This is a genomic window from Streptomyces sp. SN-593, from assembly GCF_016756395.1.
In the GTDB taxonomy this organism is placed as follows: domain Bacteria; phylum Actinomycetota; class Actinomycetes; order Streptomycetales; family Streptomycetaceae; genus Actinacidiphila; species Actinacidiphila reveromycinica.
In genome coordinates this window covers 3,634,747-3,648,782 of record NZ_AP018365.1, presented here as the reverse complement: position 1 = coordinate 3,648,782, position 14,036 = coordinate 3,634,747, and the positions used below count along the sequence as shown (strand labels likewise).

General features: G+C 75.2%; 8 protein-coding genes and 1 riboswitch. Of the genes, 2 read left to right on the top strand and 6 right to left on the bottom strand.

Annotated elements, in window-relative coordinates; all coding sequences use genetic code 11:
• Window positions 1-30 precede the first annotated feature (30 nt).
• Window positions 31-4,413 carry a bifunctional nitrate reductase/sulfite reductase flavoprotein subunit alpha gene (locus RVR_RS15010; RefSeq protein WP_202238678.1) on the bottom strand — a complete coding sequence of 1,461 codons (4,383 nt, stop codon included), beginning with the start codon at window positions 4,411-4,413 and terminating at the stop codon, window positions 31-33.
• Between the two features lie 438 nt (window positions 4,414-4,851).
• Complete coding sequence (locus RVR_RS15005) at window positions 4,852-5,478, bottom strand: N-acetylmuramoyl-L-alanine amidase (protein ID WP_202234329.1); 627 nt, start codon at window positions 5,476-5,478, stop codon at window positions 4,852-4,854.
• A 391-nt stretch (window positions 5,479-5,869) separates the two neighbouring features.
• Window positions 5,870-6,007: riboswitch (cyclic di-AMP (ydaO/yuaA leader) on the top strand.
• A gap of 12 nt (window positions 6,008-6,019) precedes the next feature.
• Here RVR_RS15005 and RVR_RS15000 point away from each other — a divergent pair.
• On the top strand, window positions 6,020-7,243 hold the full coding sequence (locus tag RVR_RS15000) for a M23 family metallopeptidase (protein ID WP_237404757.1): 1,224 nt from the start codon (window positions 6,020-6,022) through the stop codon (window positions 7,241-7,243).
• Between the two features lie 363 nt (window positions 7,244-7,606).
• Here the strand turns inward: RVR_RS15000 and RVR_RS14995 are convergent, their stop codons facing one another.
• The 3 genes from RVR_RS14995 to RVR_RS14985 form a co-directional block, all read right to left on the bottom strand.
• Window positions 7,607-8,632, bottom strand: a complete 1,026-nt coding sequence (locus RVR_RS14995) for an MBL fold metallo-hydrolase (RefSeq protein WP_202234328.1) — start codon at window positions 8,630-8,632, stop codon at window positions 7,607-7,609.
• The gene (locus tag RVR_RS14990) at window positions 8,629-9,582 is read right to left on the bottom strand and encodes a helix-turn-helix transcriptional regulator (RefSeq protein ID WP_202234327.1); all 954 of its coding nucleotides are present in this window, start codon (window positions 9,580-9,582) and stop codon (window positions 8,629-8,631) included. The genes RVR_RS14995 and RVR_RS14990 overlap by 4 nt, the downstream gene beginning before the upstream one ends.
• Before the next feature lie 150 nt (window positions 9,583-9,732).
• Window positions 9,733-10,668 (bottom strand): LuxR C-terminal-related transcriptional regulator, encoded by a 936-nt coding sequence (locus tag RVR_RS14985; RefSeq protein ID WP_202234326.1) that lies wholly within the window; start codon window positions 10,666-10,668, stop codon window positions 9,733-9,735.
• A gap of 383 nt (window positions 10,669-11,051) precedes the next feature.
• Here RVR_RS14985 and RVR_RS14980 point away from each other — a divergent pair, with 383 nt between their 5' ends.
• On the top strand, window positions 11,052-12,404 hold the full coding sequence (locus RVR_RS14980; protein WP_237404605.1) for an IS4 family transposase: 1,353 nt from the start codon (window positions 11,052-11,054) through the stop codon (window positions 12,402-12,404).
• A 36-nt stretch (window positions 12,405-12,440) separates the two neighbouring features.
• Here the strand turns inward: RVR_RS14980 and RVR_RS14975 are convergent, their stop codons facing one another.
• Window positions 12,441-14,024, bottom strand: coding sequence for a PrsW family intramembrane metalloprotease (locus RVR_RS14975; protein ID WP_202234325.1), 1,584 nt, complete (start codon window positions 14,022-14,024; stop codon window positions 12,441-12,443).
• Between the last annotated feature and the right edge of the window lie 12 nt (window positions 14,025-14,036).

Sequence of the window (14,036 nt, the reverse complement as noted above, 5' to 3'; positions counted from 1 at the left end):
AGGATCGGCCGCGGGCCTGCGGGACAGCCCTCAGTAGACGTCGCGGACGTACCGCTTCTCCGCGGCGAGGCGCTTGACGTAGGCGTCCGCCGCGTCGCGGTCGAGGCCGCCGTGGGCGGCGGCGACCTCGCGCAGGGCCCGGTCGACGTCCTTGGCCATCCGCGCCGCGTCGCCGCAGACGTACAGGTGCGCGCCGTCCTGGAGCCACCGCCACAGCCGGGAGCCGTGTTCGCGCATCCGGTCCTGGACGTAGACCTTCGCGCGCTGGTCGCGGGAGAACGCGGTGTCCAGCCGGGCGAGGGTGCCGCCGTCGAGGTGGGCGGTGAGCTCCGGCTCGTAGTAGAAGTCCGTCGCGCGGTGCCGTTCGCCGAAGAAGAGCCAGTTAGGGCCGCGGTCGCCGCGGGCGCGGCGCTCGTCGAGGAAGCCGACGAACGGGGCGACGCCGGTGCCGGGGCCGATCATCACCATCGGGGTGGACGGGTCCGCGGGCGGCCGGAAGTTCGGGGCGCGGCGCACCGCGACGGGCACCGCCGCACCGTCGCCGGCGTCCGCGAGGAACGGTGAGCACACGCCCTGCCGCCGCCGTCCGCGCGGGCTGTCGTAGCGGACCACGGCCACGGTCAGCGCGACCTCGTGCGGATCGGTGAGCGGGCTGGACGAGATGGAGTACTGGCGCGGCTGGAGCCTCTTCAGGACGCCGGCCCACTCCTGGGCGGACGCGGTCACCGCGTGCTCGGCGACCACGTCGACGGCCTGGCGGCCCCAGCACCACTGCGCCAGGCGGTCGTTGCCGTCGGCCCGGAGCATGTCCCGCAGCCGGCGGTCGCCGGTGCGGTCGGCGACGAAGCGGAGCAGGGCGGGGGTGATCCGGGTGATGTCGAAGTGGCGGTGCAGCGCCTCGCCGAACGGCATCCGCCCGGACGCCTCGTCGCCCGCCCCGCCCGCACCAGCCCCGCCCGCACCCGCCGCGCTCGCACCCGCCGCGCTCGCACCAGCCCCGCCCGCACCAGCCCCGCCCGCGCCCACCGCCCCCGCCCCGTCTCCCGCCGCCGCGGCGGGCCCGGGGGCGACGTCCACGGGGGTGGCGCCGTCCAGGCCCGTCACGGCGAGCCACTCCGCCACCAGGTCGGGGGAGTTGACGGGGGTGACGCTGAGCGCGTCGCCGGCCTCGTAGCCGAGCGGGACCTCGCACGCGCGCGTGTCGAAGGTGAAGCGGCGCACCTCCTTGGTGGCGCCGGGCCCGCTGAGGAGGCGGTTGCCGGTCAGGAGCGCGGTCACCGGCCGCCCGGCCCGGCCGGACCCCGCACCGGACGGTGCCGGCCGCGCATCCCGCGTGGCCGTGGAAGCCGCGGCCGCCGTTGCCGTTGCCGTCGTTGCCGTGGCCGCCGTTGCCGTCGCCGCCGTGGCCGAGGGCGGGACTGCCGCCGTCAGCGTCGTGAGCACGCCGTCCAGCCACTCCCCGGCCGTGTCCTCGTAGTCGGGCTCGCAGTCGGTACGGGGAGCCAGCCGTACGGCGCCGAGTTCGTCCAGCCGCCGGTCCAACCGCCGTCCGTGGCCGCAGAAGTCGTCGTACGCGGAGTCGCCGAAGGCCAGCACGGCGTAGCGGCGGCCCTCCAGGCGGGGCGCGTCGGCCCCGGAGAGCGCGTCCCAGAAGCCGGCGCCGTTGTCGGGGGCGTCGCCGTCGCCGTAGGTGCTGGTGATCAGCAGCAGGTCCGCGCCGTCCGGGAGGGCGCGCGGGTCGGTGACGTCCATGCCGGCCAGGGCGGGGCGGTGGCCCGCGCCGGCCAGGCGCTCCACGACGCCGGCCGCGTAGTCCTCGGCGGTGCCGGTCTGCGACGCCCACAGGACCACGATCTCCCGTGCCGGCGCGGCGGGTTCGGACGAAGCCGGCCACTCCTGCGACCGTGCCCCCGACGGTGACCGCGACCACGTCGGTGTCGGCGTTCCCGGCTGCGGCCCGGTCCGGAGCCCGGGCGCGGCGCCGGGCGCGGCCCCGTCCCCGGACGGCGGCAGGCCCTCCGGCGCGCGCGAGTACAGCCCCGCCAGCACCCCGTTGACCCACCGCGCGTGCTCGGGCAGGAACGGCGCGTCGGGCGGAAGCACCGGCACCCCGGGGGCGCCGGACTCCAGCCCGGCCAGGAAGCCGACGAGGTACTGCCGTTCGCCGGCGGCGAGCACCGGCGGCGGGTCGGTGAGCCCGAACAACCCCACCGCGCCCGCGAGTCGGGCGTCCCGCGGGTCCCGCGTGTCCTGCCGCACCTCGCCGAGCGGGCCCCGGCCGGCCGGCGGCAGGGCGAGGTCGGCCGCCGGCGGCGCCGGCTCCTCCACCGGAACCGCCGCGGCCGCCTTCGCCAGCGCCACCGCGCACACCTTGAACTCCGGCTGGAACGAGATCGGATCGACCGCGTCGTTGGTCACCGCGTTGACGCAGAGGTCCTTCCCGAACAGGTCGTTCCAGTGGAACGGCGCGAAGCAGCACCCCGGCAGCACCCGGTCGGTGACCAGCGCGGGCAGCAGCGCCCGGCCGCGCCGCGAGGAGACCTCGACCGTGTCGCCCTCGGCGATGCCGAGCCGGGCCGCGTCGGCGGGGTGCATCTCGACGAACGGCGCCGGGTTGAGCCGGTTGAGCTTGGCGACCCGGCCGGTCTTGGTGAGGGTGTGCCACTGGTGCGGCAGCCGGCCGGTGTTGAGCGCGAACGGGTAGTCGTCGTCGGGGAGTTCGGCCGGCGGCAGGTGCGGGCGGGCGAAGAAGGCGGCCCGCCCGCTGGCCGTGGGGAAGCGCGGCCCGTCCGGTCCGGTGTACCGGATCGGGTTGCGGTCGGGCCCGTCCGGGTCCGCCGCCGGCCACTGCACGGGCGTGCCGCGCAGCCGCTCGTAGCTCACCCCGCGCAGGTCGTAGCCGGTGGTGGGGTTCCAGGCGCCCTTGAGCTCCTCGAAGACCTGCTCGGGGCCGGTGTAGGTGAAGGCGTCCTCGTACCCCATCGCGCGGGCGACGTCCGCGATCAGCCGCCAGTCGGGGGTCGCCTCGCCGGGCGGGTCGAGCGCGGGGCGGGCCAGGGTCAGGTTGCGCTCGCTGTTGACCAGCACCCCCTCGGCCTCGGTCCACATCGCGCCCGGCAGCACCACGTCCGCGAGGGCGGTGGTCTCGGTGTCGGCGAACACGTCCTGCACGACGACCAGTTCGGCGGCCGCCAGACCGTCGACGACGCCGGCGCGGTTGGCGACGGAGGCGACCGGGTTGGTGCAGATGATCCAGCACGCCTTGATCCGCCCCTCCGCCATCCGCCGGAACAACTCGACGGTGCCGCCGCCGGAGCCGTCCGCACGGATCGTGCCGGGCGGCAGCCCCCACAACTCCTCGGCGGCCGCCCGGTCCTCGGCGACCAGCACCGAGCGCTGGCCGGGCAGCCCGGGGCCCATGTAGCCCATCTCGCGGCCGCCCATCGCGTTGGGCTGGCCGGTCAGCGAGAACGGCCCGCTGCCCGGGCGGCAGATCGCGCCGGTGGCCAGGTGCAGGTTGACCAGCGCGTTGGTGTTCCAGGTGCCGTGCGTGGACTGGTTCAGGCCCATCGTCCAGCAGCTCATCCACTCCCGCGCGCCGCCGATCAACCGGGCGGCGGTGCGCAGGTCCTCCTCGGCCACCCCGGTCAGCTCCGCGACGGCGGAGGGCGGGTAGTCGGCGAGCAGGTCCGGCATCGCCTCCCACCCCTCGGTGTGCGCGGCGATGAACTCCGGGTCGGTGCGGCCGTCGGCGACCAGCAGGTGGAGCAGGCCGTTGAGCAGCGCGAGGTCGGTGCCGGGCCGCAGTTGCAGGAACACGTCGGCCTTGGCGGCCGTCGCGGTCCGCCGCGGGTCGACCACGATCAGCTTGGCGCCGGCCTTGACCCGCTCCATCATCCGCAGGAAGAGGATCGGGTGGCAGTCGGCCATGTTGGAGCCGATCACCAGGAAGACGTCCGCGTGTTCGAAGTCCCGGTACGACCCGGGCGGCCCGTCGGCGCCGAGGGACAGCTTGTAACCGCTGCCCGCGCTGGCCATGCACAGGCGGGAGTTCGACTCGATCTGGTTGGTGCGCACGAAGCCCTTGGCGAGCTTGTTCGCCAGGTACTGCGCCTCCAGGCTCATCTGGCCCGAGACGTAGAAGGCGACCGCGTCCGGGCCGTGCTCGTCGACGATCGCCCGCAGTCGCGCGGCCGTGCGCGCCACCGCCTCGGCGACCGGCACCGGCTCGGCAGGGCCGCCGCGCTCCGCCCGGACCAGGGCGGTGGTCAGCCGGCCGGGCGCGGCGAGCATGTCCGCGGTGGTGGCGCCCTTGGTGCACAGCCGACCGGAGTTCGCCGGGTGCTCCTTGTCGCCGGACGCCTTGACCACCCTGCGCCGTCCGTCCGGCCCGGTCGTGACGTCCAGCACCATCCCGCAGCCCACCCCGCAGTACGCGCAGACCGTGCGGACCTGTTCGGCCGCGCCGCCCGGCCCGCCCGCGCCGGGGGGTGGGGACGCGGGTGCGGACCCCGGCACGGGCACGGTCGCGGGTGCGGGCACGGTCGCGGACACGCGGCTCCCCTCTCGGGTACGGCTGACCGTCGCACCGTACGAAGGGCCGGTTTCGCCCCGGTCACGCCCGCGAAGCGTGGCCGGTTACGCCCCCTGCACAGGCACCGTCACCCGGGTGTGAGGATCGCGCCCCCCACATCCCGCGCCCCGCCCCCGCCCCGGGCCGTACGGCCCGCCCCGCCCCGGGCCGCCCCGCCCCGGGCCGTACCGCCCCGGGCCGTACCGCCCCGGGCCGCGCCGCCAGTCACCCCGCATCCGCGCGGCCCCGCGTCCGCACCGCCCGCGCCCCGCCCCGCCTCAGCCGCCGTTCACCAGCCGGATGTACCGCACCCAGTCCCAGTTCGGGCCCGGGTCGGTGTGGTCGGTGCCCGGCACCTCGACATGGCCGATGATGTGCTGCCGGTCCTTCGGGATGCCGTACTTGCCGCAGATCTCGGCCGTGAGGGCGGCGGATGCGTGGTACATCGCGTCGGTGAACCAGGACGCGTCGTCGACCCAGCCCTCGTGCTCGATGCCGATGCTGCGGGTGTTGTAGTCCCAGTTGCCCGCGTGCCACGCCACGTCGTGTTCCCGGACGCACTGGTCGACGGCGCCGTCGGCGGAGCGCACGACGTAGTGCGCCGTGGCGGCGTGGGCGGGGTCCTGGAAGAGGCTGATGGTGTCGGCGAAGGTCTCCTGGGTGACGTGGATGACGACCATGTCGATCGCGTAGGTCGTGGGCCGGTTGGACGCCGTGTAGTTGGCGGTGCTGGCCGGAGCCCAGGTGGCGCCGGGGTAGTCGACGGCGGCGGCCGCCGAGGCCCGGCCGCTGCCGGCCCACAGCCCGCCGGTGAGCGCGGCGCCCGCGGCGGTGCCGAGCGCGAGGCCGCTGCGCAGCAACGACCGTCGGGTGTGGGGGAGTCGAGGGCTGTCGGGGCGTTCCATGGGGGGCTCCCTGTGGGGTCACGGATGGTCAAGTTCATGACAAGAACGTCGGGCCCGCCCATCGTGGGGCGCGCGTCCGCGACCTGCCAAGCGGTTCGCGCAATGGCAGAGGTCCATGCCACTGGCGGATCGGCCGCGCGATCCCCGCGGCCGCCTGCGCGCCGAGTTCGCCCGCTCACGCACCGTGGCCACCGAGCCCCCGTTCCGATAACGACTGATGCACGCTCACATCACTTCCCGGCCACATCGGCTGACCGATATGACCGCTCCATCCCTACCCACCCTGCTTTGTTCTCACGCCCAACTCTCGGATTCGGCTTGGAAAACGACTCCGGCTCTATTAACGTTCGATAACGCAGCGCGGTCGTCACCGCCGCCGCCAGGACGGCGGACCGCGCGCTTGCCGAATCCCGTCCGCGGGAACCGGGGACCCGAGAAAATGGGGTGAATCGGGCAGCGTTCAGGCCCGTAGGAGACCTTCTTCCTCCGAACCCGTCAGCTAACCCGGTAGGCGAGAGGGAAGGAAAGGAGAGCGCCCGTCGTGGCGTCCGACCAGCTTGCCTACGCACCCGCCCGCCCCGACGGCGACTTCGCCGGCCAGGAGCGGGACGACCTCCGGCTTCCGCGCCAGCGGGCCAACGGCCTCACGGCGAACGGCACTTCCGCCGCTCTGACCTCTCCGGGTCCGCTGGGCGCCCCCGCGCCCGCCCCCGTTCCCGCGTTCGCGGCCTTCGCCAGCGTCGGAGCGGCCGGCCTGGCCCCGGCCCCCGCGGCCGAGCCCGCCGCGCGCCCCGCCCGGTACCCGCTGCCCGACGCCGTGATCGGCGGCGCCCCGCTCGCCGGCCCGCCGTCGTACGACCCCAGCGCGCTGACCCTCCCCGCGCCGGAGTCCGCCGCACCGGCCGCCGCCGGGGCGACGACCCTGCTGACGCGGCCTGTCGCCGAGCCCGCCCCGGTGGAGCCGGACGAGGCCGGGACCGCCGGCCCGGTCGCCGACGAGGCGCTCGCCGCGCGGACCGCCCTGGACCTCGCCCCGGTCCGGGACCCCGGGCCCGCCGTCGCCGACGAGGACCCCGCGCCCACCGGACCTGAGGCCGGGCCCGTGGCAGAAGCCGAGCCGGCCGCTCCCGCCGACCCCGGCGCGGCCCTCTGCGCGCGCCTCCTCGGCCAGGTCGCCGCCCAGCGCGAGGCCGTCGCCCGCGCCGAGCGCGAGGTGGTCGAGAGGGCCGAGGCCGCGCAGGCCGCCCGGGAGGCCGCCGAGCGCAAGGTGCGCGAGCAGGTCGCCGCCGCGAAGGCCGCCGCCGAGGAGAAGGTCCGCGAGGAGGCCGCCGCGGCGGTCCGCGCCGAGGCCGAGCGCCTGGCCCGGCTCGCCGCCTCGTACATCAAGCCGGTCGCCTGCGCCACGCTCGGCGCCGGGTTCGGCGAGACCGACCCCTGGGCCAACCTGCACAACGGTCAGGACTTCACCGCGCCGACCGGCACCCCCGTGCACGCCGTGCACGGCGGCACCGTCACCTCCGCGGGATGGGCCGGCAGCGACGGCTACCGGGTCGTCCTGACCCTCGACGACGGCACCGAACTCCGGTACTGCCACCTGTCGACCATGGTCGTCACCGACGGCCGGGTCACCACCGGCGACACCATCGGCCGCGTCGGCGCGACCGGCAACGTGCCCGCGCCGCACCTCCACCTGGAGGTGCGCCCGGATGGCGCCGCCCCCGTCGACCCGCTGCCCTGGCTGCGCGCCCACGACGTCGCCATCTAGTCCGGCGAACCCGGCGGTTCGGTGGTCCGGTGGTCCGGTCGGCTCCCCGGCCCGGCCCCGGCATCACCCCGCCTGACGGTCAGGCGTCCACGCCTCCCGGAACCGGCCCGCGCCCAGCCCGCGGAGAGGGCGCGTGCCGAGCCGGTGACGAGCCCGAGCCCGTGACAACCCCGAGCCCGTGTCGAGCCGAGCACGGAACCGCCCCGCACCCGGCGCGGCCCCGTACGCCACCGCGCGTACGGCCCCGCCGCTGCCGGTCCCACCGCTCCGACGACGACCCCACCGCCCCGGCGGCCCTGGCGACCACCCCCCCGGCGCCGGGGCCGCCGGCCTGTCCGCCGGGGGAGGGCCGTGCCGGCTCCGCTACACGGCCGGTGACGTGGCGGCGGCCGGGGCAGCCGTGCCGCTCGGGCCGCTCGGGCCGGTCGCGGGCAGGACGTGGTGCGCCGCGAGGTCGACCAGGGGGATCAGGTCGGTCGGGGACGTGTCGCCGTCGAGGACGCGGTACTCGACGGCGGTGAGGATGGCCAGCCGTTCGGTGAGCCCCCACCGCGGGTTGGTCTCGGCCGCGATGAGTTCGGCGGCGGTCCGTGCGATCGGGTGGCCGGCCGCGTGCGCGGCGTGGATGCGGTCGCGCACCCGCAGCAGGTAGTCCGCGTAGCCGGCCACGTCCGCGGGCGTCATGACGGGACCGTGGCCGGGCACGATCACCTGCGGGTCGCAGGCCAGGACGCGCTGCACCGCGCGGTGCACCTCGTCGAGCGGCCCGGCCCAGTGCACCGGGTGGTCCTCGCAGAAGATCACGTCCCCGGCGCACACGATGCCCTCGCCGGGCAGGTTGACGATCAGGTCGCCGACCGTGTGCGCGGGTCCGACCTCGATCAACTCGACCGCTATCCCGCCGACTTCGAGGTCGAGCCGGTCGCTGAAGGTGCGGGTCGGCGGCACCGCCTCGGTCACCCCGAAGTCGCCGTAGCGGGCGAAGTGCCGCCTGAGGTAGGCGCCGAGGGGTGTGTCCGGGTCGCAGTCCGCGACGAGGCGGGCGAGTTGGGCCGGGCTCGGCTCCTTGCACAGGTGCTCGGTGGTGGCCTCGGTGCTGACCACCTCCGCCCCCGCGGCCGTGAACACCCCGTTGCCGTACGCGTGGTCGCCGTTGCCGTGGGTGTTGACGACGGTGGTGATCCGCGTGCCGGGCGCCATCACGCCGGCGGCCAGGTCGGCCAGGCGCCGGGCCAGGGAGGCGGTGTAGGGGGTGTCGACCAGCAGCGCGCTGTCCCGGTCGGTGATCAGGACGCAGTTGGCCAGGCCCCAGGTGTCGTGCCCGTCGGGCAGCCACACGTGGACCGAGGGCGTCAACGCCTCCAGGCGGCGCGGTGGTTCGATGTTCATGGCGTCCCAGTCTGCTGGTCGGGCGGGGTCGGGTGGTCGCGGGGGTGGCCGTCGGCGGGCGCGTCGGGCGGGCCTGCGGGCGCGGCCGCCACGGATGGCGGGTCGAGGTCCACCGGGTGGTCCGCCGGGGCGTGCATCGGCTCCTGCGGCTCCGGCCGTCCGCCCCGGTCGAAGAGCACGAACATCAGCCGCCCGCCGGTCACCCCGAACGGCTCCGCCGCGCACAACGTCGCCCACCCCGGGCCCAGGTCGGGGTGGTGCAGGGGGCGGGCGGCCTCGGCCCGCGGCTGGAGGTAGTCCGTGGTCGGGGCGTCGTAGCACGGCGCCACCAGCGGGTCACGCCGGATGTCCGCGAGCAGCCGTACGAGCGTCGGATCGGTCGGTCGGGCCGCCGCCCGAGCCCTTAACTGCGGTACCAGCAGGGGCAGCCAACTGTTCTCCCAGTCGGTGAGCACCTCCCGGGCGCGCGGCGCGAGCAGCATCCACCGCATCACGTTGACCGGCACGCCGTCGGGCACGAACAGCCGGGTGAACGCCGAGTTGTACGCGACCACGTCCCAGGCCGCGTCGCTGACGTACGCGATCTCCGGGGTGCTCGCCAGCACCCGCCGCCAGGGCCGGGGCACGGAGCGGCCGACCTCCGGGTCGAGCGGGAAGGGCGGCGGCGCGCCGGTCGCGTAGAACACCAGCGCCTCCCACTCCTGTTCGGTCAGGCGCAGTATCCGCGCGATCGGTTCGAGGAGCCCGGTGTCGATGACGGCGAGCCGACCGCGCTCCACGTAGCCGTACTTGTGCTCCGGCCAGCCGAGCAGGCGCGTCATGTGCTCGTGGGTCAGGCCCGCGACCTTGCGGCCGCGCGGTTCGGCGCGCGGGGAGAGCCCGAGCGCGGCGGGGTCCTGCCGGGCACGGGCCCGGGAGAGCAGGGTCCGCATGGCCTGGTGGTCGATCACGTGCCGTTCCTTAGCGAGGGTTCGTTCGTTTCACGCGGGGGTGCAGACGTGCGGCCGGGGTGGTGCGGCGGGGCGTCCGGTCGGCGTGGCGCGTGAGCGGTGGTGCGGGCGGGCGGGGTGTACGGGTGGTGCGGGCCGGTGCGGGGGAGGTCAGGCCCGACCGGGGGACAGCTCGGAGGGGTCGAGGGCCCGGGCGAGTTTGTACCCGACCTCGAAACGGCTGCCGGCGCCCAGGCGTTCCATCAGGGCGGCCATCACGTCCTCCACGGCCTGCCGCTCGATGTGGAGTTTGCGGGCGATCCGGTCGTCCCCGTAGCCGTTGGTCATCAGCCGGATCACCGCCCGCTCCATCTCGCCGAGCGCCGCGTGCCGCAGTCCGGTCCCCGCCAGCGGCAGCGGAGTGGCGCGCTGCCAGTACGACTCGTGGATCGCGGTGAAGGAGCGGACGAGGGCGGAGCCGCGGACGCGCAGCAGCGAGGGCCCGGCCGGTTCCGGCGGCTCGGACGCCCCGGTGGCGCCTACCCGTCCGGGCGCACCGTGTGCCGAGGGGGAGCCCGGTGCGCCCGGGGCGTCGAACCCGTCGCCGTGCTCGCAGCCCGCGGACGGCGCCGGCGCGGAGTGGAAGGCGCGCCGGCGCGCGGGGCGGTCGCAGGACGGCAGGCACACCGTGTGCCGGTCGAAGATCATCAGGTCATGCGCCACGTGGTCGATCACCCGCACGATGACGCCCGCGTCGGACAACTCCTGGAGGAAGCGGGCACGGAGGGGCTCGTGCAGCGCCGCGCGCGGGTAGACCGCCCGGACCCGGACGCCGCGGCGGGCCAGCGCCGCGTCCGCCTCCAGGCGCCACTCCAGCTCGGGCCGGTCCAGCGGCGGCGGGTCGTGGTGGAGGGTGTCCGCGGACTCGCGCGCCGCGGCGGCCAGTTCCCGCAGCACCAACTCCCCCGCGTGCGGGCCGGGGAACTGGTCCACCGCGACCTGGCGCCGCTCCGGCAGCCCGCCGGCCGCCCAGCCCGCGGACGCGCCCGTCCCCCTGCCCGTGCCGGTGCCCGCCTTCGGTCCGCCCGCCGGTTGTTCGGAATCCATCGCCGCCCGATCTCCGTGGCCCGCCGCGCGCACCGAGAACGGCGTCCCCCGACGCGTACGAGCCCCCCTTGGGTCGAGACCGACCCATCCGGCACAGAGTGTTACAGGAGCATCACTGGATTTCCAGGCCGAATCCGTCCAGGAAATCAATCACCCCAAAGGGTGTGTCCGGGGTGAAGAGGGACGTAGGGCGTGCGCCCGGCGCACCGGCCGGGTGGTACGCGCTCCGGCGCCGTCCGGGAGGTGCCGGCGGGTGCCCGCCCTAGAGGCAACGCCGTTCAGTTAGGTGCTGGGGCTGTTAGTCAAGGCTGGTGAACGAGGCAGCGGAGCTGCTGTAGAAGAGGTTTGTCCTCCAAGACATCCTCACTACAGGAGCTCCGCTGTTGGAACAGGCTGCCATATCAGGGACGGTCGGGGTAGCGACTGGTGTGTTCGCGCCGGGGCACATCGGCGAGCTGACCGGGATCGTGCCGTTCGAAATGGTCGATGAGGTACTGGCGGCCACGGGCGCGGTGCAGCGCAGGGTGCGGCTGGTGCCGGCTCGGGTCACGGTCTACCTGCTGCTGGCCGGGGCGTTGTTCGCCGGGTTGGGCTACGGGCAGGTCTTCGAGCGGTTGTGTGCCGGGCTACCGGGCCCGGCGCCGGTCCGCCCCAGCGGCAGTGCGCTGCGCCAGGCCCGTCAGCGGCTGGGGCCGGCACCGCTGAAAGCACTGTTCGACCTGGTGCGGGGGCCTGCTGCCACGACCGCAGCCGCCGGGATGTGGCGGGGGCTGAGGGTGGTCGCGGTCGACGGCACCCTGCTGCCCGTCCCGGACGCTGCGGCCAACCTCGCGGCGTTCACCCGGCAGCGGCTGGGCAACGGGATCTCGGGCTATCCGCAGCTGCGGCTGGCCCTGCTGGTCGCCTGCGGGACCCGCTCGGTGATCGGGGCCGCCTTCGGCCCGGCCTCGATCGGCGAGCTGGAGTACGCCCGCCGCCTGGCGGGGGACCTGCGCACGGGGATGCTGCTCCTGGGCGACCGCATGTTCGCCTCGGCCGCGCTGCTGAACCAGTGGGCCGCCACTGGTGCCGACCTGCTGGTGCGCTGCAAAACGAACCGGAAACTGCCACCGGTGGCCCGCTGCCGCGACGGCTCGACGCTGGCCCGGATCGGTGCGCTGACCGTCCGCGTCATCGACGCCGAGATCACCGTCCGCACCGCCGACGGCACCCGCACCGGCCACTACCGGCTGCTGACCACCCTCACCGACCCCGCAACCCACCCGGCCGCCGAACTCGTCCGGCTCTACCACGAGCGCTGGGAGATCGAGACCGCCTACGCGGAGCTGAAGTCCACGATGCTGGGCGGACGCGTCCTGCGGGCCCGCACCCCGGCGGGCGTCGAGCAGGAAGTCTGGGCCCTGCTGACCGCCTACCAGGCACTACGGACCGCGATGACCGATGCCACCGACAGCATCCCGGGCACCGACCCGGACCGGGCCGGCTTCACCACCGCCCTCTCCGCCGCCCGGGACCAGCTCGTCCTGGCCGCCGGCGTCACCACCGCCACCGACATCGACCTCGTCGGCACCATCGGCCGCCACATCCTGGCCCACCTCCTACCCACCCGGCGGGTCCGCACCAAAGACCGCATCGTCAAACGAGCGATCTCCAAATACAACGCACGAGGACCCGCCATCGACCGGACCACCCACCAAGCCACCATCAGCATCCACATGCTCACAACCAGCCCTTGACACCACCCAACCCGCCCTAACTGAACGGCGTTGGCCCTAGAGGTGCTCGGGACGGTCCTGCGCCGCCTGCGCCGGGCCGTACGGCGGTGGACTGTACGACGGTGGCGGGCCGTACGGCGGCGGGCCGTACGGCGGCGGGCCGTACGGCGGTGGACTGTACGACGGCGGCGGACCGTACGGCGGCGGGTCGTACGGCGGTGGCGGGCGGAACTGCCGCGGTGGCCCGTACGGCGGCGAGGCGGCCTGCGGCCACCCGGTGGGCCCGCCGGCCCGCGGCGGCCCCCACGAGGCGCCGCGCGGCGGCGGCACCTGGGCGTACGGCGGTGCGTACGGCTGCGGTGCGTACGGCAGCGGGAGCGGCCGGGCCGGCGGCTCGTCCAGCGCCACCGCGTGGGCCAGCGCCGGCTGGGCCAGCGCCCTGCGGTGCCACAGGTGGGAGAGGAGTTCGGCCTCGCGTGCGGCGAAGTCGGGCTCGGGGGCGCCGCGTTCGGCGGCCGCCCGCAGGAACGCGAGGTGCGTGGCGAAGGCGGTGTAGTCGCGGACCGCGCGCGCGGCCTGCTCGCCCACCAGCCGTTTCGCCTCGCGCCGGGCCTCGACCCGTATCCGCATCGTGCCCAGCGCGTGGGGCTCGCCGACCCCGAGCCAACCCGCGGCCGCGTACGGCGGCAGGTGGCGGCGGACGGTGCGCAACTCGCCCGAGCGGGCCCAGAACGCCAGCCACACCACCAGTCCGAACACCGGCACCATCACCGACACGTACACCGTCAGGAAGCCGACCGGGGACAGTTCGGAACTGCCGTTCCAGGTGCCGTGCAGCACCATCGCCAGCAGCCAGCCGCACACCGGCGGCACCCACCGCCAGCGCCAGCGCAGCCCCGGGCGCAGGGTGGCCGCGAGCGCGAAGCCGATCCCGGTCATGGAGGTGAACAGCGGGTGGGCGAACGGCGTCATGAGCACCCGGACGACGAAGGTCGCCACGGTGGTGCCGATCCCGTCTCCCCCCAGCGCCTTGTCCTGGTCGAAGGCGGTGCCGAGGTAGAGGATGTTCTCGGTGAAGGCGAAGCCGGTCGCGGTCAGCCCGGCCAGCACGATGCCGTCGAGGAGCGACTCGATGTGCCGGCGGCGGAAGAGGAAGAGCAGCAGCAGCGCGCTGCCCTTGGCGGTCTCCTCGACCAGGGGCGCGACGAACGTCGCCCCCCACCGGTCGGACTGCGTCGGCGTGGCGGAGAACGCCGTGGCCAGCAGCTTCGCGCCGTACTCGTTGGCGAAGATCGCCACCAGGGTGGCGGCGCAGGCGCCCCAGGAGAAGGCGAAGACGACGTTCTGCCAGGGGCTGGGCGCCACGCGGTCGAACCACAGGTACGCCCAGACGATCAGCGGGACCGGCAGCAGCGCCAGCGCCAGCCCCACGAGGAACGGCTCGGTGCCGATGTGGTGCCGCAGCACCGCCAGGATGACCACCCCGCACACCGCGAGCGCGGTGAACAGCGCACCCGTCCGCACCGCCCGGCTCTCCCAGAAGGCGCGCCGCGGCCCGTAGTGCGCCGTGGTGGGCTCCCGCGGCACGTCGTCCCCGAGTGGGGCGTCCGGCGCGGAAGGGTACGAATGCGTCGTCACCATGACGACAGTACG

Excerpts from the sequence above, each read along its gene's own strand:
- RVR_RS14975 (WP_202234325.1), bottom strand. The coding sequence starts at position 14,024 with ATGGTGACGACGCATTCGTACCCTTCCGCGCCGGACGCCCCACTCGGG.
- RVR_RS14995 (WP_202234328.1), bottom strand. The coding sequence starts at position 8,632 with ATGAACATCGAACCACCGCGCCGCCTGGAGGCGTTGACGCCCTCGGTC.
- RVR_RS15010 (WP_202238678.1), bottom strand. The coding sequence starts at position 4,413 with ATGGTGCTGGACGTCACGACCGGGCCGGACGGACGGCGCAGGGTGGTC.
- RVR_RS15005 (WP_202234329.1), bottom strand. The coding sequence starts at position 5,478 with ATGGAACGCCCCGACAGCCCTCGACTCCCCCACACCCGACGGTCGTTG.
- RVR_RS14985 (WP_202234326.1), bottom strand. The coding sequence starts at position 10,668 with ATGGATTCCGAACAACCGGCGGGCGGACCGAAGGCGGGCACCGGCACG.